General features: G+C 53.2%; 17 protein-coding genes. 5 read left to right on the forward strand and 12 right to left on the reverse strand.

Annotated features, from left to right (window positions below):
- Positions 1–36: 36 nt before the first annotated feature.
- The 6 genes from hemP to JXQ85_RS11680 all read right to left on the reverse strand — a co-directional run bounded on the left by hemP (position 37) and on the right by JXQ85_RS11680 (position 6,741).
- A complete protein-coding gene (gene hemP, locus JXQ85_RS11655) occupies positions 37–195 on the reverse strand; it encodes a hemin uptake protein HemP (RefSeq protein WP_421749101.1) in 159 nt (52 codons plus the stop codon).
- 145 nt (positions 196–340) lie between these two features.
- Positions 341–1,444 (reverse strand): ABC transporter ATP-binding protein, encoded by a 1,104-nt coding sequence (locus tag JXQ85_RS11660; RefSeq protein ID WP_421749102.1) that lies wholly within the window; start codon positions 1,442–1,444, stop codon positions 341–343.
- A 10-nt stretch (positions 1,445–1,454) separates the two neighbouring features.
- Complete coding sequence (locus JXQ85_RS11665; RefSeq protein ID WP_421749103.1) at positions 1,455–3,104, reverse strand: alpha-amylase family glycosyl hydrolase; 1,650 nt, start codon at positions 3,102–3,104, stop codon at positions 1,455–1,457.
- A gap of 12 nt (positions 3,105–3,116) precedes the next feature.
- Entirely contained in the window at positions 3,117–4,265 is a 1,149-nt protein-coding gene (locus tag JXQ85_RS11670) for a carbohydrate ABC transporter permease (protein ID WP_421749104.1), read from the reverse strand.
- Positions 4,265–5,269, reverse strand: a complete 1,005-nt coding sequence (locus JXQ85_RS11675; RefSeq protein ID WP_421749105.1) for a carbohydrate ABC transporter permease — start codon at positions 5,267–5,269, stop codon at positions 4,265–4,267. Before JXQ85_RS11675 ends, JXQ85_RS11670 begins: the two co-directional genes overlap by 1 nt.
- Before the next feature lie 113 nt (positions 5,270–5,382).
- A complete protein-coding gene (locus JXQ85_RS11680) occupies positions 5,383–6,741 on the reverse strand; it encodes an ABC transporter substrate-binding protein (RefSeq protein WP_421749106.1) in 1,359 nt (452 codons plus the stop codon).
- A 223-nt stretch (positions 6,742–6,964) separates the two neighbouring features.
- Here JXQ85_RS11680 and JXQ85_RS11685 point away from each other — a divergent pair, with 223 nt between their 5' ends.
- The 5 genes from JXQ85_RS11685 (at position 6,965) to JXQ85_RS11705 (ending at position 11,806) form a co-directional block, all read left to right on the forward strand.
- The gene (locus JXQ85_RS11685) at positions 6,965–7,996 is read left to right on the forward strand and encodes a LacI family DNA-binding transcriptional regulator (RefSeq protein ID WP_421749107.1); all 1,032 of its coding nucleotides are present in this window, start codon (positions 6,965–6,967) and stop codon (positions 7,994–7,996) included.
- Position 7,997: 1 nt separating this feature from the next.
- On the forward strand, positions 7,998–9,320 hold the full coding sequence (locus JXQ85_RS11690) for a GH1 family beta-glucosidase (protein WP_421749108.1): 1,323 nt from the start codon (positions 7,998–8,000) through the stop codon (positions 9,318–9,320).
- A gap of 29 nt (positions 9,321–9,349) precedes the next feature.
- Complete coding sequence (locus JXQ85_RS11695) at positions 9,350–10,288, forward strand: ROK family protein (protein WP_421749109.1); 939 nt, start codon at positions 9,350–9,352, stop codon at positions 10,286–10,288.
- A 109-nt stretch (positions 10,289–10,397) separates the two neighbouring features.
- Complete coding sequence (locus JXQ85_RS11700) at positions 10,398–11,156, forward strand: polysaccharide deacetylase (RefSeq protein WP_421749110.1); 759 nt, start codon at positions 10,398–10,400, stop codon at positions 11,154–11,156.
- Between the two features lie 38 nt (positions 11,157–11,194).
- Positions 11,195–11,806 carry a GntR family transcriptional regulator gene (locus JXQ85_RS11705; RefSeq protein ID WP_421749111.1) on the forward strand — a complete coding sequence of 204 codons (612 nt, stop codon included), beginning with the start codon at positions 11,195–11,197 and terminating at the stop codon, positions 11,804–11,806.
- Here JXQ85_RS11705 and JXQ85_RS11710 read toward each other — a convergent pair.
- From JXQ85_RS11710 to bioB, 6 genes are read right to left on the reverse strand one after another with little or no spacing between them, the layout of a single operon-like run.
- Positions 11,803–12,567: a methyltransferase domain-containing protein gene (locus JXQ85_RS11710; RefSeq protein ID WP_421749165.1), complete on the reverse strand. Its 765-nt coding sequence runs from the start codon at positions 12,565–12,567 to the stop codon at positions 11,803–11,805. The two genes, JXQ85_RS11705 and JXQ85_RS11710, sit on opposite strands and share 4 nt — an antisense overlap.
- A gap of 5 nt (positions 12,568–12,572) precedes the next feature.
- The gene (locus tag JXQ85_RS11715; protein ID WP_421749112.1) at positions 12,573–13,193 is read right to left on the reverse strand and encodes a pimeloyl-ACP methyl esterase BioG family protein; all 621 of its coding nucleotides are present in this window, start codon (positions 13,191–13,193) and stop codon (positions 12,573–12,575) included.
- Positions 13,193–14,473, reverse strand: a complete 1,281-nt coding sequence (gene bioA, locus JXQ85_RS11720) for an adenosylmethionine--8-amino-7-oxononanoate transaminase (protein WP_421749113.1) — start codon at positions 14,471–14,473, stop codon at positions 13,193–13,195. The genes JXQ85_RS11715 and bioA overlap by 1 nt, the downstream gene beginning before the upstream one ends.
- Complete coding sequence (bioD, locus tag JXQ85_RS11725; protein ID WP_421749114.1) at positions 14,470–15,093, reverse strand: dethiobiotin synthase; 624 nt, start codon at positions 15,091–15,093, stop codon at positions 14,470–14,472. Before bioD ends, bioA begins: the two co-directional genes overlap by 4 nt.
- On the reverse strand, positions 15,086–16,225 hold the full coding sequence (locus tag JXQ85_RS11730) for an 8-amino-7-oxononanoate synthase (protein ID WP_421749115.1): 1,140 nt from the start codon (positions 16,223–16,225) through the stop codon (positions 15,086–15,088). The genes bioD and JXQ85_RS11730 overlap by 8 nt, the downstream gene beginning before the upstream one ends.
- The gene (gene bioB, locus JXQ85_RS11735; RefSeq protein ID WP_421749116.1) at positions 16,222–17,202 is read right to left on the reverse strand and encodes a biotin synthase BioB; all 981 of its coding nucleotides are present in this window, start codon (positions 17,200–17,202) and stop codon (positions 16,222–16,224) included. The genes JXQ85_RS11730 and bioB overlap by 4 nt, the downstream gene beginning before the upstream one ends.
- Positions 17,203–17,290 lie beyond the last annotated feature (88 nt).

The raw sequence follows: 17,290 nt of genomic DNA on the forward strand, positions 1-17,290 counted from the left end.
ATTGCGAAAGGGCGGCCCATGTGGCCGCCCTTTTCGTTATTTGGTCAGGATCAATTTCCCGGCCCGTGTAATCCGCAATGTGTAGACCTGTTCGTTCAACACAATTCGCGCCAGACCATCGTTACCGGTGATTTGATTGGCATCCAAAATCGGGATGCTGGAATAAGGTTCTGAAATTGTGGTTTGCATGTTCATTTGGGTTTCCTCTCGCCAATGACATTAATCTGACTAAATGAGTCGGATATGTCAATTCCCGATTTTATTTGTCGGATAAGAGTGAGGGGTGCAAAAAACCCTGCCTCATAGGGCAGGGTAATTTGAAATCAGATTTCAAGTGGGATCACCTATAAAGCAGCGACTGCCCATTGCTGAACAGATGCACCTTAGATGGCTCCGCTGTCAGGGTCAGCTCTTTGCCACGTAAATCCCGATGAATGCCCGGCAGTTTTGCAATCACTGTATCGGTCTGCTGACTAGAGCTTGGAGCTTCAAAATAGAGCTGCGTGACTTCGCCAAGGGCTTCGACAATCGTAACCGTATCTTTGAAGGCGTAGTTTTCACCATCGGTGGCAACCAAGTCTTCTGGACGAATGCCGACGTTAACCTTGCGACCTTTATCTTCCGGCAAGGTTGGAATGTTGGCCTGAAACGTCCCATTGCCATCATCGGTTTTCACGGTCGTGACCTCACCGGTTTCGACGATTTCACCGGCCAACAAGTTCATCGAAGGAGAGCCGATGAACTGTGCCACAAACTCGTTTTCAGGGCGTTCATAAAGATCAAGCGGCGTACCAACTTGTGCTATGCCTTTATTGGCCAGCACCACGATACGGCTTGCCAAAGTCATTGCCTCGACCTGGTCGTGGGTGACGTAGATCATCGTTGAGTCGGGCATTGCCTCTTTCAACTGTGCGATCTCAATCCGAGTGGCCACGCGTAGAGCCGCATCTAGGTTGGAAAGCGGTTCGTCAAAGAGATAGACCTTTGGATCACGTACAATCGCACGGCCAATGGCAACACGCTGACGTTGACCACCTGACAGCGCTTTTGGCAAGCGATCAAGATATTCTTCAAGCTGCAGGACTTTCGCAGCTTTTGTAACGGCCTCATCGATTTCAGCCGCAGACTTCTTAGCCAGCTTCAGAGCAAAGGCCATATTATCGCGCACCGTCATGTGTGGATAAAGCGCGTAAGACTGGAACACCATGGCGATCCCACGTTGGGCTGGCGGCATGTCGTTGACATACTGCCCATCGATTTCAAGTGAGCCACCAGTGATCTGTTCAAGACCTGCAATCATGCGCAGCAAAGTGGATTTGCCACAGCCTGATGGGCCGACAAAGACAATGAGCTCGCCGGGCTCGATATCAAGGTTGATGCCCTGAAGGACATTGATCGAGTCACCATAGGTTTTCTCGACATTTGTGAGTTTTAAACCAGCCATGCTGTCCTCCCTAGTTCTTCTTTGCGATCAACGGTTGCCAAGCTTCAAGCGTGGCTTGACTGTTTGCTACCGCTGCGCCGTTGAGGTCCTGTGCAATCGATGTCCAATTGCCATCTGGCAGTGAAATCTCAGCAGGTGTGTCGCTCAGATTGAATGCGCAGAAAACCTGAGCGCCTCCTTCGTGGCGCACAAATGTCAGCACATTCCCCGTCGCCTTCGGCGGCGTGTGAGCACCCTTGCGTAGCGTGACATGTGCTTGGCGCAAAGCAATCGCGCGGCGGTAGAAGTGCAGCAGTGATGCCGGGTCTTCTTCCTGATTGGCAACGGCGTTGCTTAGATGCTCTGGGCTCACCGGTAACCAGGGCTGGGACTGAGTGAAGCCTGCAGTGTCGTTGGACTTTTCCCAAACCATCGGAGTGCGGCAACCGTCACGTCCTTTGAACTCGGGCCAGAACTCAATCCCGTATGGATCTTGTAGATCTTCATAGGCGACGTCTGCTTCTGGTAGGCCAAGTTCTTCACCTTGATAAATGCACGCTGACCCGCGCAGACACATCATCAAGGTGATCATTATTTTTAGGCCGTCTTCGTTAAGTTCCCAACGGGATGCATGGCGCTGCACATCATGGTTTGAGAAAGCCCAACAAGCCCAGCCATCCGCCGCCACTTCATCCACCTTATTCAAAACTTCAGCGATTTCAGTGGCTGTTGGCCGGTTGTTGGCGAGAAATTCGAAAGCATAGCACATCTGCGTAAGGTCATCGCCCGCAGTGTATTCGCCAAGAATTTCTAAGCCACGCTGCGCATCGCCAACTTCGCCGACAGCCGCCGCGCCGTATGGATCCATGACCGCGCGCAGCTTGCGCAGAAACGCGAGGTTCTCGGGTTGGTTTTTGTCGTAAAGGTGCTCTTGGTGGTTATAAGGGTTTACCTGTGGCGCGATGGTGGAATTGCGATCCTCTTCCGCGAGAGGAGGATTGCTGCGCAGCCGCGCATCATGGACGTAGAAGTTGATTGTATCCAGGCGGAAACCGTTCACACCTCGCTCCAGCCAGAAGCTTGCGACGTCGAGTAGCGCATTTTGCACATCTGGACAGTGGAAGTTCAGATCGGGCTGTGAGGCCAGGAAGTTGTGCAGATAGTACTGCTGACGACGTCCGTCCCATTGCCATGCAGGGCCACCAAAAATCGACAGCCAATTGTTTGGCGGGTTCCCATCTGCCTTTGCATCGGCCCATACGTACCAATCAGATTTGGCATTGTCCTTGGAAACGCGGCTTTCTCCGAACCATGGATGCTGATCACTTGTGTGGCTTAGCACAAGGTCAATCATCACCCGTAGGCCCAACTTATGCGCGCGCGCGACTAGCGCGTCAAAGTCAGCGAGTGTTCCAAACATCGGGTCGACATCGCAGTAATCGCTGACGTCATAGCCGAAGTCTTTCATCGGAGAGGTGAAGAAAGGCGAAATCCAGATGGCGTCTACGCCAAGGCTTGCCACATGGGGTAGGCGCTCTGTGATGCCTTTCAGATCGCCGACGCCATCGCCATTACTGTCCTGAAAACTGCGCGGATAGATTTGGTAAATTACCGCTCCGCGCCACCAGTTGGCGTCGGCTTTCAGGGATGCAATGTTGGACACATTGGTCATGATATTCATTCTCTAACCTTGTTATTTTACGGAGCCGGCGAGCATGCCGCGCACCAGGTATTTCTGCATTGCGAAGAAGACGATCAGCGGTACGATAATCGAGACAAAGGCCGCCGTTGCGAGGATTTCCCAGTTGCCACCTCGGGTGCCGAGAAGCTCGATAATCTGCTTGGTCATCACGGTGGTTTCACCGGTTGAATCGATCAGGAACACAAGCGAGACAAGCAGGTCATTCCACGTCCAGAGGAACTGGAAGATGGCAAAGCTTGCGAGTGCAGGGAAGCTGAGAGGTAAGATAATCTTAATAAAGATCTGGAATTCAGTGGCGCCATCCACGCGTGCGTTTTCGATGATGTCGCGCGGCAGGCCGACCATGTAGTTGCGCAAAAGGTAAATCGCCATGGGCATACCAAATCCGGTGTGGGCAAGCCAGACACCTATATAGCCTTTGCCGATGCCAATTTCATTGTGCAGTTTCAGTAGAGGGATTAGCGCCAGCTGAAGCGGCACCACCAGAAGGCCCACCACAGCTGCAATCAACAGCGCACGGCCCGGAAAATCCATCCATGCCAGTGCATAGGCAGCAAAGGCGGCGACTAGGATCGGGATGATGGTCGCTGGGATGGTGACCGTTAGCGTGTTGATAAAGGCTTTTGCCATACCGTCGATATTGTTCGGGTCAAAAACCACGGTGTAGTAGTTGTCAAAAGTGAACTCAGGCGGGACCTCGCCAGTAATGAAAATGCGCTGTCCGCGGCTGCCACCAAATTCCTCGGTGTTTTCCATGCGGTAAGTGCCATCTGCGTTCAGTGTGACAGTGCCGCCCCGGCGCATTTCTGCGACGTCACCCGGAACGAAGGCATCTACGGCGCGGGATGAAATGCCCCAAGTTTTAATGTCTGGGCGCTCATCACCTTCAAAAATTTGCCCTTCGATGACGTATAGCCCATCGATTTGAACCTGCGTGCCCGGTGCTGCCGCGCGCTGCGCTATGGTTTGTTCTTGCGCAAATAACGACTTCCACCAGCCGCTGGTCGCGATCTGATCAGCGGTACGGAAGGACGAAACGAAAAGTCCGACCGTGGGTAGTAGCCATGCGATGACCAGCACAGCAACAGAGATGTGTACCGCCCAGGTTAAGGAGGACTTTGTGCCTGCTATATTGTTCATTAGCGCATCTCCTTGCGGGCATTGCGGATGTTCCAAACAAGGATCGGGGTTACAAGCAGCATGATGATCATGGCGCTGGCCGATCCTACGCCCCAGTCATTGGCGCGGAACATTTTGTCGTACATGTAATTGGCAAGAACCTGTGTCTCCCATTGGCCGTTGGTCATCGCGAATACGATGTCAAAGACCTTGAGGACGATGATGGTGATCGTGGTCCAAACCACTACGATTGTGCCCATGATCTGCGGAACTTTGATTTTAAAGAAAACCTGGAACGGGTTTGCGCCATCGACAATGGCGGCTTCAACGGTTTCTTCAGGGATGCCGCGTAGGGCAGCAGACAGGATCACCATTGCGAAACCGGTTTGGATCCAAATCAGAACCGCCATGAGAAAGAAGTTGTTCCAGAAGGGCAGCGTTAACCACGTCTGAGGCGCGTCGCCTCCAAGAAAGAGGTAAATTGCATTGAGCAAGCCAATTTGGTCGGAGCCTTCAGGGCGAGTGTCATAAATCAGTTTCCAGATCACCGCGGCACCTACAAATGAGATGGCCATGGGCATAAATATCAATGACTTGGCTATATTTCCCCAACCTATCCGATCGGTCAGCTGCGCAGCCAAAAGGCCAAATCCAGTGGATGCTGCGGGCACCACAATCAGCCAAAGCAAGTTATTGCGCATGGCTTCCCAGAATTTGTCTTCGCCCAGCATTTGGGCGTAGTTTTCAAAGCCAACCCAAACGTTGCCGCTTGGCGTGCGCTCTGTCACGGACAGCCATAAGGTGGCGAAAACGGGGTAGGCGAGATACAGGCCCAACACGAAAAGCGCTGGGGCCAGAAAGAGCCAAGGGCGGATCAGATTGGCGCGGTTGATATTGCGCCCTGCGTTCGGTCCGCGTGGCGGGAATAGCACTTTGTCCAAGAACAAGTTCGATAGGAAAAAGTAGCCGATACAGACGCCAACGCCGAGGGCGATGGTCAGAATGCCCAGAATTGCTGGATGCATGGAGGTGCCTCTCGAAGGGGTTCAGCCTATGCGGCCTTGGGGTGTGCGACCCAACGCGAAGGTCGGGTCGCACGACAAGCAGCGCACGGATGCGCGCTGGTTTGGTGGAAGGGTTACCTCAAAGCATCCCAGCTTTCTTGGATTGCAGTCGCGGTTTCTGCAGCGGTTTTTGTGCCCGCAGAATAATCCACCATACCGGTCCAGAAGCTACCGGCACCAACACCACCTGGCATCAGATCAGAGCCGTCAAAGCGGAATGTTGTCGCGCCCAGAAGGATTTCACCAAGTCCACGCAGGGTGTCGTCTTTGTAAGCGTCCAGGTTCACACCGTTATGGGGTGTCAGGAAGCCGGTCTGTGCCATCATAATTTCGTGCGCGAGAGGCTGTTTGAAGAAGTCCATCAGGGCTGAGGTCGCATCAGACGGATCAGTGATAGCCATCAAGGTACCGCCACCGAGAACAGGATTGCCTAGGTCTTTGCTTTTATAAGACGGCATGTAGAAGAAGTCGGTATCGACGCCAAATTCAACATCTTCTGGGAAGAAGGCTGGTACGAAGGACGCCTGACGGTGCATGTAGCACTGAGGGGGGGAAGTGAAGAGGCCTTTAGGACTATCCCGGAAGTCGGTTGTTCCAACTGCGCCAGCGCCACCTGCGACTTTCGCATCGTCACGGGCGAACCAGCCGAACTCTTCGATAGCCGCTACCACACGTGGGTCGTCAAACGGAATGTCGTTTGTGGTCCATGCATCATATACATCAGTCGGCTGTGTGCGCAGCATCAGGTCTTCGACCCAGTCAGTTGCCGGCCAGCCAGTCGCTGCGCCAGAACCCAGACCGATACACCATGGCACTTCACCGTCTGCAACGATCTGTTCGGTCAGCGCTTTCAGCTCTTCCATGGAGCCCGGCACGTCATACCCTGCGTCTTCGAAGTTTTCAGGGCTGTACCAAACCAGAGACTTAACATTCACGTTGTAGAAGAAACCGTAGGCTTGATCAGCGCCGTTTGCATCCGCGTAGGTGCCAAGATCCACCCAAGACTGACCTGCTGCATAGTTGTTAGCGACCCAATCGCCCATGCCTTCTGGCAGAGGGTAAAGCTGGCCCTTAGATGCCATTACGGCTGCCAGACCCGGTTGAGGGAAGACTGCGATGTTTGGTGCAGATCCTGCTTCTGCATCGATGACGATCTGTTGTTCAAAGGAATCTGAACCCGTGTAGATCGCTTTCGCGCCTGTCGCGGCTTCAAAGTATGCAAGCGCGTTTTGGAAGTATTCGTTTTCAGGTGCAAGCCATGGGCCAAATACCGTAACGGTCTGGCCGCTCAGGTCAGGAGCGTCTTCAGACCAAGCATTATAGGCGTCCCAGCTGAATGGCCCTTCGCCTGGCGCAAATGCCAGATGTCCATCGGCCATCGCCAGATTGGCCGCCAGTGCCGCTGGGGCTACTGCCAACATCAGATTTTTCATGAATGATCCCTCCCTAGGATTACATGCTAGCTTCCGCGCTTTCAAATTTTCCAAAGCGCTTTGGATGGCGCTAACATGTCAAAAGAGTCTGCGAAGAGTCAATGATCAATTCAAAAAACCTTATAAACATATCCCTATTCCTAAGTTTTTTGAGATTTTTCTTTGACGATTTTGAAACTCTGATTTATGTCTTTGTAAAATTTGAAAGCGCTTTGGGTGAGAGATGAACCTTAAACAACTGTCAGAACTGCTGGGTTTGTCCCAAACGACGGTGAGTCGTGCACTGAACGGTTACCCCGAGGTGAATCAAAAAACGCGGGAGCGTGTCATGGAGGCCGCGCGCCAACATGACTATCGCCCTAATACGCGTGCCAAAGGGCTGGCGACCGGTCGGTCGATGGCGATTGGCCACATCATTCCGATTTCGACCAAACATGAGATGGTAAACCCCGTTTTCGGCGATTTCATCGCGGGAACTGGGGAAACTTACTCGCGAAATGGTTACGATATGGTTCTCTCGGTTGTTCCTGATCCGGATGAGGAAAAAGCCTATCGTGATCTGCATCGCAAAGGTACCGTGGATGGGGTCATCGTGCATGGTCCGCATATGGATGACTTTCGTATTCCTTTGCTGTTGGAGTTGGGTCTGCCTTTTGTCGTGCACGGTCGAGCCTCCAATATCGAACGGCCTTACAATTGGGTTGATGTGAATAACTACTCAGCCTTTCGGCGGGCGACCAATTTCCTTTTGGACTTGGGCCATACGCGTATTGCTTTGATCAACGGTTTAGAGAACATGGACTTTGCTTATCGCCGACGCAGAGCCTTGGAATCTGCTCTTCTAGATCGTGGCGAGAAACTGGACACCAGCTTGCTTTTCCAAGGTGAGATGACCGAGGCGCTGGGCCATGATTGCATGCGCGACATGCTTGCTATGCCGAACTCACCAACGGCCGTTCTAACATCTTCGATGATCACTGCCATTGGCGTGCGTCGTGCGATTGATGAGGCGGGGCTTAAAATGGGCAAAGACGTCTCGGTGATCACTCATGACGATGATCTTGGATATCTCAACAATGGCATTGATGAACCACTGTTCACTGCAACGCGGTCCTCTGTGCGCGCGGCTGGTCGGCGCGCAGCCGAGATGCTGCTCGATGTCATTGAAAAAGGTGGAGACACCAAAAAAACGGAATGGTTGGAAGCGGATTTGATTGTTGGAAAATCGACCGGTCCGGCGCCTCAAAGGGGATAACATGAACTTTAAACGCAGCGACTTTCCCGAAGGTTTTATCTTTGGGGCCGCAACGTCGTCATATCAGATTGAAGGCCACCAGTTTGGCGGAGCCGGGAAGACGCACTGGGACAGCTTTGCAGCAACGCCCGGTAATGTTGTGAGGTCTGAGACAGGTGACTTGGCGTGCGATCATTTTCATCGCTATGCAAACGATTACATGTTGATGAAAGAGGGGGGGGTTGACGCCTATCGGTTTTCGACCAGTTGGGCGCGTGTTTTGCCTGAAGGACGAGGGGCGCCGAACCAAGAGGGTTTGGATTACTATGACCGGATCGTCGACAGCATGCTAGAAAATGGGCTGAAACCCTGCGCAACGCTGTATCATTGGGAATTGCCACAACCGCTGGCGGATTTGGGCGGCTGGCGCAATCGCGATATTGCTAAGTGGTTTGCGGACTTTGCTGAGGTTATTATGGGGCGAATAGGAGATCGCATGTATTCCGTCGCTCCCATCAACGAGCCTTGGTGTGTGGCTTGGTTGAGCCACTTTTTAGGTCACCATGCGCCCGGAATGCGTGACATCCGTGCAACGGCGCGGGCGATGCATCATGTGCTTTTGGCGCATGGCAGCGCAATTCAGGCCATGCGGGGCTTGGGCATGTCGAATCTTGGTGGCGTTTTTAACTTGGAATGGGCTACGCCTGCCGATGATAGCGATGCCGCCCGCGAAGCAGCTGAGCTTTATGACGGGTACTACAATCGGTTTTTCCTCGGCGGTGTCTTTAAGAAGGCATATCCAGAGAATGTTATGAGGGGCCTCTTGCCTCATATGCCCAAGAATTTCGAAGATGATTTTGACGTGATTGGCACGCCTCTGGATTGGTGTGGTTTGAATTACTACACGCGCAAAATCATAGCCCCGAATGAAGGCGCTTGGCCGAGCCACGAAGAAGTGCCGGGGCCATTGCCGAAGACCCAGATGGATTGGGAGATTTACCCTGAGGGGCTTTATCAATTTCTCAAGCGAACGCAGTCTGAATACACAGGTGATCTACCTTTGTTGGTCACCGAAAACGGGATGGCAAATCCGGACTTGATCCAAGATGGACAGGTCAATGATCAGGCTCGAATCGATTATCTCAATCAGCACGTCGCTGCGGCAAAGCGGGCTATGGCTGAAGGTGTGCCGTTAAAGGGCTATATGTTCTGGTCGCTTCTGGATAATTATGAATGGGCGCTAGGTTACGAAAAGCGCTTTGGATTGGTTCATGTGGACTTTGAAACACTGGAACGTACGCCAAAGCTGTCTTATGAAGCCCTGAAGGTAGCGCTAACATCTTGACGCTGGCGCACTGGGGTCACGGAGCTCTTATGACTGATACATATCTCGTCGCGGATATTGGCGGCACAAATACACGCGTTGGTTTGGCTAATGAAACCGGTTTGATCGCTGAGAGCACTCGTCGATTCAAAAACAGTGACAACGAAAGTTTTACGGCAGTTCTTGAGGCTTATTTGGCTGAGATGAACCCACCTCAATTGCGTGGTGCATGTGCAGGGGCGGCAGGTCCTGTCAAAGACGGTGTAGCCGCGTTAACCAATTTAGATTGGCAAATCGATCGGGACGTAATGCGTAGTGTGACCGGGGCAGCTGTTGCGGATGTGATCAACGATCTACCTGCGCAGGGCCTTGCTCTTAATGATCTTTCCGGTAGCTCGACAAAGGTCTTGAAGCCTGCAGAGGTTTCGGCTGGGCCGCGTCTCGTTGTTGGGCTCGGCACTGGGTTTAATATTGTACCGGTGCATCAGGTTGCTGACATGCTGATTGCTCCGTCATGTGAAGCTGGTCATGAAACATTGCCCTACCGTGCGGACCAAGCCGCATTGTGTGATTGGCTAAAGGTTCAGTGCGGGTACCCATCTGTTGAGGTGGCATTGGCTGGCCAGGGTATCGAAAACATTTTTGAATTCCATGCTGGAAAGAAAAAGCCAGCGGCGGACATTGTGGCATCCTATCATGAGAAAGATGCTCATGCTGTTGCGACTATGCGCGACTATGTAGCCCTACTTGGTGCAGTGGTCGGCGATCATGCCCTGGTCCATTTACCTTTTGGCGGGATTTATTTGACAGGTGGGGTTTCACGTTCTGTCGCACCATTGCTGTCTGAATTGGGGTTTCTGGAACACATGCAATCCAAGGGGCGTTTTTCAACTCTTGCGGGATCATTTCAAATCAGTTTGATTGATGATGATTACGCAGCTTTAAAGGGCTGCGCGCGGCATTTACGCCAAATAGTAGATTTAACATAACTGAAATGCTCGCTAGGGATGTATTCATTGAAACACGTTGCAGCCCTACGCACACTCTCTCTTAGAAAGGCATTTTTTTATGCCTAATCATTGGGAGCAGGAGTGCGAAATGCGGTTAGATTGGTCGCCGCTGCGTGCGGAATTATCCAAATGGCGTCGCAAGAATATGACGTTGCCGGTGTGGTGGCGTGATGATGATGCGATTGAGGTCACACCTCATTTAGAACGTTTGGTCACTCGCTCCGAAGCGGTCGGTGTGCCTATCCATCTTGCGATCATTCCGCGAGATGCATCCAAAGAGCTTGCTGATTTCATAAAAGAGACGGATCACATCGTGCCGGTTGTGCACGGCTGGTCCCATACGGATCATCAACCCGATGCAGATACAAACTGCGAATTCGGGGAAGCGCGTTCGCGTGACATCCGTCGAGAGGAGGCTGGCGAGGGGCTGCGTCGCTTGCAGCGGATGATCGGGGATGATGTCTGCCCGATGTTTGTACCGCCTTGGAACCGTGTGGGCAGCGATATGTTGGTTGATCTGCCAGCTCTTGGGTATCGATATCTATCCACTTGTAATCCGCGTGACATCGAAGAGCCTGCAGCGGGTTTGCAGGTGATCAATACTCATATTGATCCGATCTATTGGCGCCCGTCGCGCCACATGTCACATCCAGAGCTGGTGATTGAGAAAATGACCAATCTCTTGAAAAAACGTAGGCAGGGAAAGTCTGACAATGCCGAACCCTTTGGACTGTTGACGCATCACTTGGCGCATTCCCCCAAAATATGGGAATTTTGTCGCCAATACTGGATGGAGCTTCTGGACGGCCCTGTGGAGATTTTTGACGCGCGTCGCGCTACAAACTGACTTGCCTTAGTGGGGCAGGGTTTCTAACTGTGGTGCCTATGACGCAAGGTCCCAAATCCAAGATTTCAGATCAAATCACCGCAGTTTTGACCGAGCAGATCGTGCGCGGAGAGCTGGTGGCCGATGAAAAGCTACGTCAGGATCACATCGCCAAAAATTTCGCAGTAAGCCACGTGCCGGTTCGCGAAGCACTTTTGCGTCTTGAAGCCAAAGGTTTGGCCGTGAGCCAACCGCGGCGTGGAGTACGTGTAGCAGCTTTTGATCCGGCTGACATGTTGGAAATCCGGGAAATGCGGCTGGCATTGGAACCCGTTGCTTTGCGGTATTCGATCCCATCTTTGACACACCAGCAGAAAGAGGAAGCCGAACAAGCGCGATTGGCATGTGATCAGGCACGAGACCTTGTGTCGTGGGAAACAGAAAATCGTCGCTTCCATATGGCCATTCTTGCAGGATGTGCCATGTCGCGATTGTTGGCAGAGGTCAACGATCTACAGATCCTAAGTGCGCGGCACCTATTGGCGACTTATTCGAAGAATTGGGTTGAGCGCACGGACCGAGACCACGCCGCGATCATGCAAGCCATTCGAGGAAAGCAGACTGAAAATGCCGTCGCAGTGTTGCAGCGCCACCTTTCACGTCTGAGTTAGCTTTTTTGGGCGATCATCCAGACTGGATCATATGTCAAAGGTAGGCCGCGCTGCGTACCAAATCGTTGCCGATAATCATGTTCGAAAGCTTTTAAATCACCGGTCGTCCAGGTCTGTGTGGCTGAGCCATTAACGCCTGTTTCACGCAGGTGTTTAAGGATGGCCATCGCGCTTGGGAACCATTCTACACGGCGCCCTTGGCTGAGGTGTTTGATGGTCATACCTTCAGGCAAAATTCTGCGCCATTCTTCGGCGTCCACATAACTTGGGGCGGCGGCTGAGGATCCTAAGGTGCGCAACTCGTGAAACTGCGCGCTGCCAAACCCTGACAGAGCTAAAAGCCCACCCGGGTGCAGTGCAGATTTCAATTTCAAAGTTGTCGTTGGAAGATCTCTGATCCATTGCACCGTATTGGCAGAACAAATGACGTCACAGTCAGTAGGTAGATCAATCTTTTCTATTGGGCCCGGTATGAAGGTGCCTGCCTTTGGGGCAAAACTTTCGCACTCGCTGACCAGATCATTTAAATAGAGTTGTGAGATCGCGAAGCTTTGCTGCATTTGGCGCGTCAGGTGTCCCGTGCCCATGCCAAACTCAAGCACTCGTTTAAGTTGTTTGGGCGCGTGAGCCTGGATGCGATCTGCAAGCCCCGCAGCGATGTCAGCCTGATGGGTTGCCTTCTCATGATAGGTGTTCAAACCCCTTCGAAAGCTCTGCTGAACTTTGGATTGGGAAAGAGATTGATCTGGAGATTGGGTCATATCTTTCACTGGATCACCTCGTCCCAGCTCGACCAATGGGCAAAGGGCACATGAGGTGCTGCGATCGATGTGGTGCGGTCGGCTTGATCCGCAAAAGCGCGTTCTAGGTTTGCGCTTGGGAAGATCCGGTCTTCGGTGCTGATCCAGGTGCCATCAAACTGCGGAGTCTTGGCGGCGCCTCGATCTTCGACAGCTTGTAATTCAGCCTGTCGAGCTTCGACGTTAATGTCCGTGTGAGGTTGTTCGGCGCCAAAACAAAGGATCAGAAAGCTTTGAAAGCTATCTTGCGACAAACCTTCTTTGGTGCGTTTGAAAATCACGGGCGGAATGCCGAGGCGGCGATCCACCGGGGTTGGGCTGCCATTGATGGCGACTTTGCGATCAAACACATCTGGGTATTTGGTAAGCCAATGCGCTGCTGCGGCGACACCAAAAGAGTAAGCAACAAGCGTCTTGAGTTTGTAGTCGCTTAATTGCGGCAGGGCAGAAAGCAAGCGGTAGTCATCAACATAAAGCACGTCTTGTGAGCCGCTCAGATGCGCAAGGCTGCTAGGTCCAATCGCCCAGCCTCCAAATACAATGATCACCTCGTCAGATCCGCTTTGTTTTAACCACTTCGCCTGCATTACAGCTCCTGTGCCAGTCGCAACAGGGCTGCGCTGATTTGACTGAGTTCGTCGGGCGAGCAGACAAACGGCGGCATCGTGTAAATGTTTTTGCCAAAGGGGCGCAAATACACTCCGGTCTCTTTGGCCAGGTTATGCGCTTGATCGGCGCTGACCGTGTGATCCACTTCGATCACCGCGATACCGCCCAAAACCCGCACATCTGCGACGCCGTTGAAGGTCTTTGCGGGTGCAAGTTCTTCGCTCATCTGGCGTTCAATGCGCTGGGTCTGCGTCTGCCAATCTCCGTCAGATAAGATTTCCAGTGAAGCTTTCGCAGCAGCGCAGGCCAGCGGGTTGGCCATAAAGGTCGGCCCATGCATGAATATACCAGGCTCGCCGTTGCCAATGCCCAAAGCAACACGGTCGTTGGTTATGGTGCAGGCAAAGCTGATGTGCCCGCCTGTCAGTGCCTTCCCGAGGCAAAGGATATCAGGCTCGATTTCAGTGTGATCGGTGCCAAAGAGCTTGCCCGTGCGGCCAAAGCCCGTGGCAATTTCGTCAAAGATCAGTAGGACGCCGTGTGCGTCACAGATAGCACGCGCGCCGTTCAGGTATTCGGGATGATAAAAGTACATCCCGCCGGTGCCCTGCACGATGGGTTCAAGAATGAAAGCAGCGATATCATCATTCGCCTCTAGTGTTTGCCGCAGTTCGCCAAGGCCATTCGCAGCCTCATCGTCATTCCAGGCGTCGTTGATTTTCACCGAAGGCTTATCGATGAAATACTGGATCGACACAGCTCCTTGGAAGAGGTGGTGCATGCCTGTCACAGGGTCACAAACGCTCATCGCCTTCCATGTATCGCCATGGTAGCCAGATTTAATGGTCACGAATTTACTGCGCTGAGGCTGGCCATTGGCATGCTGATATTGCACTGCCATTTTCATGCCGACTTCGACGGCAACAGAGCCGCTGTCGCAATAGAAAATACGTTGCATCGAGGGTGGCGCCACCTCTAGCAGCTTGCGTCCTAGCTCGATGGCTGGATCATGTGTCAGCCCGCCGAACATCACATGGGGTAGTTTATCGAGCTGATCGTGAATAGCCTTGGTGATGCGAGGGTTGCGGTGTCCATGCAACATGCACCACCAGCTCGACATCCCGTCGATCAAACGTGTGCCATCATCCAGGGTGATCCAAGCGCCTTCAGCCTCGCTGACGCGAAAGGTCGGTCCGGGTTTTGTAACATTGGTGTAGGGGTGCCAGAGATGGTGCTGGTCAAATTCTAACGGTGTCATTTCATCGCCTCACGGATGGCTGCGACGTCTATATTCTCAAAGGCTTGTGCAAGTGTCTCTAGTGTCAGCGGATCGAGGAATGGCAGGCGACCTAGATGGGTGGTCGCGCCAAAATCGACGATCGTCTGTTCAACCTCTGGCTCTGGGTCGCCAATAAAGGCAATCCCGGCGATCGGGCAACGCGCGGCTTTGAGCGCACGTAAAGACAAAAGGCTGTGGTTGATCGTGCCGAGTTTCGTGCGGGCGCAAAGCACCACAGGAATTTGCCACGCCGACAACAGATCGATGTAAAGAACGTCTCGATTGATTGGCACCATAAGACCGCCTGCGCCTTCGATCACAACGGGGGCGCTGGTTTTCGGCAAAGTGATTGATGCTGGGTCAATGGTCATGCCCTCTGCTTCTGCTGAGAGATGCGGAGACGCTGGCTTTTTCAGGCGGACGAGTTCTGGCAATGTTGGCTGGCCTGACAGGCGTGCAACAACCTCGGTGTCGGTTTCTCCTTCAAGGCCAGATTGAACGGGTTTTAGATACTCAGCCCCTAAGGCGCGGGTGAGGCCCGCAGCGAAGATGGTTTTGCCGATATCCGTATCGGTGCCTGCAACGACGATCCTAGGCATGTGTGATCTCCAGCATCTCTGCGAGGTCGGTGAACATTTGGGTGATGATGTCGTGGGTGACGTTATTGGTGATCGAAATCCGAAGCCGCGAGGTGCCGCGTGGGACTGTTGGAGGGCGGATGCCACGGATGTCGTAGCCCTTGCTCTGCAATGCGTCTGCGATCTGCATTGTGCAGGCATCATCACCAATGACAACGGGGATGATCTGGGAGTGCAGATTGGTGAGACCGCAAAGCCGCGCGGCCTCCCGTTGTGCGTGGGCAATCGTGTCATGCGCACGGCGCTGCAACTCTGATTGTTCGATGAGGTTGCGCAGGGCTGCGCGAACCAGTGCAGCATTTAGCGGTGAGGGCGCAGTGGCATAGATGAATGCACGCGCCTTGTTGATCAGTGTCTCGATCAAAGCGGAATGCCCGCAGATCAGCGCGCCAGACACCCCAAGACCTTTGCCGCAGGTATGCAATGTAAGCACATTTGGCAGATGGGCGAAACGGTGAGTTAATCCCAGTCCACCTTCGCCATGCAGCCCGGTCGCGTGGGCTTCGTCTGCGACAAGCACGGCGTCGAACTCTTCTGCAAGAGTGACAAATTCAGATATGGGTGCGAGATCGCCGTCCATGGAATAGACGGTTTCAATTGCGATCCAAATGCGGGCCTCTGGGGAGGTCGTGCGAATGTTTTGCAACGCCTTCTCAGCATCCACCAGATCATTGTGCTTAAAAGCGCGCGTTTTGGCGCGGCCGAGCTTCATACCATCATGCGCGGATGCGTGGATCAATTCGTCATGAAGAATGACGTCTTCGTACCCCGGGAGGGTCGAGAAAATCGCTGTATTGGCCTGAAAGCCCCCGCCCATAAAGAGCGTACGTTCAGTGCCAAATATCTGCGCAGCCTCTGTTTCCAAAGCCACAAGTTCATCGGCGTTGCCGCGCAATAGTCGGGACCCGCCGGCACCCACTGGAACCCCACGCGCGATAGCCTCCTGCGCGGCAGTGCGCAGAAGATCTGAACCGGCCAGGCCAAGATAGTCGTTAGAAGCAAAGTCATGCCCCGCGCGGGACATGAGGCTGCGGTAGCGGGACCGCTTTTTCAATTGGTCCAGCGCGCCTTGGTGCCGGGGGAAGGGTGTCATTTCGACCCGTCGCACCCCACAGCCATCGCGGTGATGCCCAGTTTGTCAAAGAGCTTGCTGTCGTGATCTTCTTCTGGGTTGTCTGCAGTCAGCAGAGTGTCACCTACAAAGATTGAGTTCGCGCCGGCGAAGAAACACATCGCCTGCAGCTCGTCCGTCATATCTGTGCGGCCTGCAGAGAGACGCACATGGGACTTTGGCATCAAGATGCGTGCCAGCGCGATCGTGCGGACAAACTCAATCGGGTCGAGCTTTTCAACATCGGCCAGAGGCGTATCCGCAATTGGGATCAGCATGTTTACAGGTACGGAATCGGGGTGCTCTTTCAATGTCGCAAGTGCCAGCAGCATGTCCACACGGTCCATTTGCTTTTCGCCCATGCCGACAATACCGCCCGCACAAACTTTGATGCCAGCTTCGCGCACGCGGTTCAGCGTGTCGATGCGATCCGCAAATGTACGAGTGGTGATGATCTCAGAGTAGTAGCGTTCGGAGGTGTCGATATTGTGGTTGTAGTAATCCAGGCCGGATTCCTTGAGGCGGAAAATCTGATCGTCTTCCAGCATGCCCAAGGTCATGCAGGTTTCCATGCCCAGATCTTTTACGCCTTGGACCATGGCTTCTAGCACGTCCATGTCGCGGTCTTTGGGTGAGCGCCAAGCCGCGCCCATGCAATAGCGGGTCGCGCCGCCTGCTTTGGCTTTCTTGGCTTCGGAGAGGACGCGTTCTACTTCGATCAGCTTGGACGCTGACAATTGCGCGCCGTTGCGCGCGGACTGAGAGCAATAAGCGCAGTCTTCAGCGCAGCCACCGGTTTTGATGCTGAGCAATTTGGAGCGCTGCACTTGGTTTGGATCAAAGTGCTCACGGTGCACGGTTTGCGCGCGATACAGCAAATCCATAAAGGGCAGATTGTAGATGGCGTCGGCTTCTTCACGAGTCCAATCGGTGCGGATCGGGGAGATGTTGTCTAGCATGGGCTCACTTTATAGATAATTTTCATACGGGCGACTTGCTTGTGTATTCTTTTATCTATTTTTTTCGAGTGATCAAGATGGATTGGGA

This window comes from Cognatishimia sp. (assembly GCF_049116455.1).
Taxonomy (GTDB): Bacteria; Pseudomonadota; Alphaproteobacteria; order Rhodobacterales; family Rhodobacteraceae; genus Cognatishimia.

Coding starts and splice junctions, on each gene's coding strand:
- bioB (WP_421749116.1), bottom strand. CDS start 17,202: ATGCTAGACAACATCTCCCCGATCCGCACCGATTGGACTCGTGAAGAA.
- JXQ85_RS11670 (WP_421749104.1), bottom strand. CDS start 4,265: ATGAACAATATAGCAGGCACAAAGTCCTCCTTAACCTGGGCGGTACAC.
- JXQ85_RS11705 (WP_421749111.1), top strand. CDS start 11,195: ATGACGCAAGGTCCCAAATCCAAGATTTCAGATCAAATCACCGCAGTT.
- JXQ85_RS11665 (WP_421749103.1), bottom strand. CDS start 3,104: ATGAATATCATGACCAATGTGTCCAACATTGCATCCCTGAAAGCCGAC.
- hemP (WP_421749101.1), bottom strand. CDS start 195: ATGAACATGCAAACCACAATTTCAGAACCTTATTCCAGCATCCCGATT.
- JXQ85_RS11660 (WP_421749102.1), bottom strand. CDS start 1,444: ATGGCTGGTTTAAAACTCACAAATGTCGAGAAAACCTATGGTGACTCG.
- JXQ85_RS11675 (WP_421749105.1), bottom strand. CDS start 5,269: ATGCATCCAGCAATTCTGGGCATTCTGACCATCGCCCTCGGCGTTGGC.
- JXQ85_RS11695 (WP_421749109.1), top strand. CDS start 9,350: ATGACTGATACATATCTCGTCGCGGATATTGGCGGCACAAATACACGC.
- JXQ85_RS11680 (WP_421749106.1), bottom strand. CDS start 6,741: ATGAAAAATCTGATGTTGGCAGTAGCCCCAGCGGCACTGGCGGCCAAT.
- JXQ85_RS11700 (WP_421749110.1), top strand. CDS start 10,398: ATGCGGTTAGATTGGTCGCCGCTGCGTGCGGAATTATCCAAATGGCGT.
- JXQ85_RS11690 (WP_421749108.1), top strand. CDS start 7,998: ATGAACTTTAAACGCAGCGACTTTCCCGAAGGTTTTATCTTTGGGGCC.
- JXQ85_RS11730 (WP_421749115.1), bottom strand. CDS start 16,225: ATGACACCCTTCCCCCGGCACCAAGGCGCGCTGGACCAATTGAAAAAG.
- JXQ85_RS11710 (WP_421749165.1), bottom strand. CDS start 12,567: ATGACCCAATCTCCAGATCAATCTCTTTCCCAATCCAAAGTTCAGCAG.
- JXQ85_RS11685 (WP_421749107.1), top strand. CDS start 6,965: ATGAACCTTAAACAACTGTCAGAACTGCTGGGTTTGTCCCAAACGACG.
- bioD (WP_421749114.1), bottom strand. CDS start 15,093: ATGCCTAGGATCGTCGTTGCAGGCACCGATACGGATATCGGCAAAACC.
- JXQ85_RS11715 (WP_421749112.1), bottom strand. CDS start 13,193: ATGCAGGCGAAGTGGTTAAAACAAAGCGGATCTGACGAGGTGATCATT.
- bioA (WP_421749113.1), bottom strand. CDS start 14,473: ATGACACCGTTAGAATTTGACCAGCACCATCTCTGGCACCCCTACACC.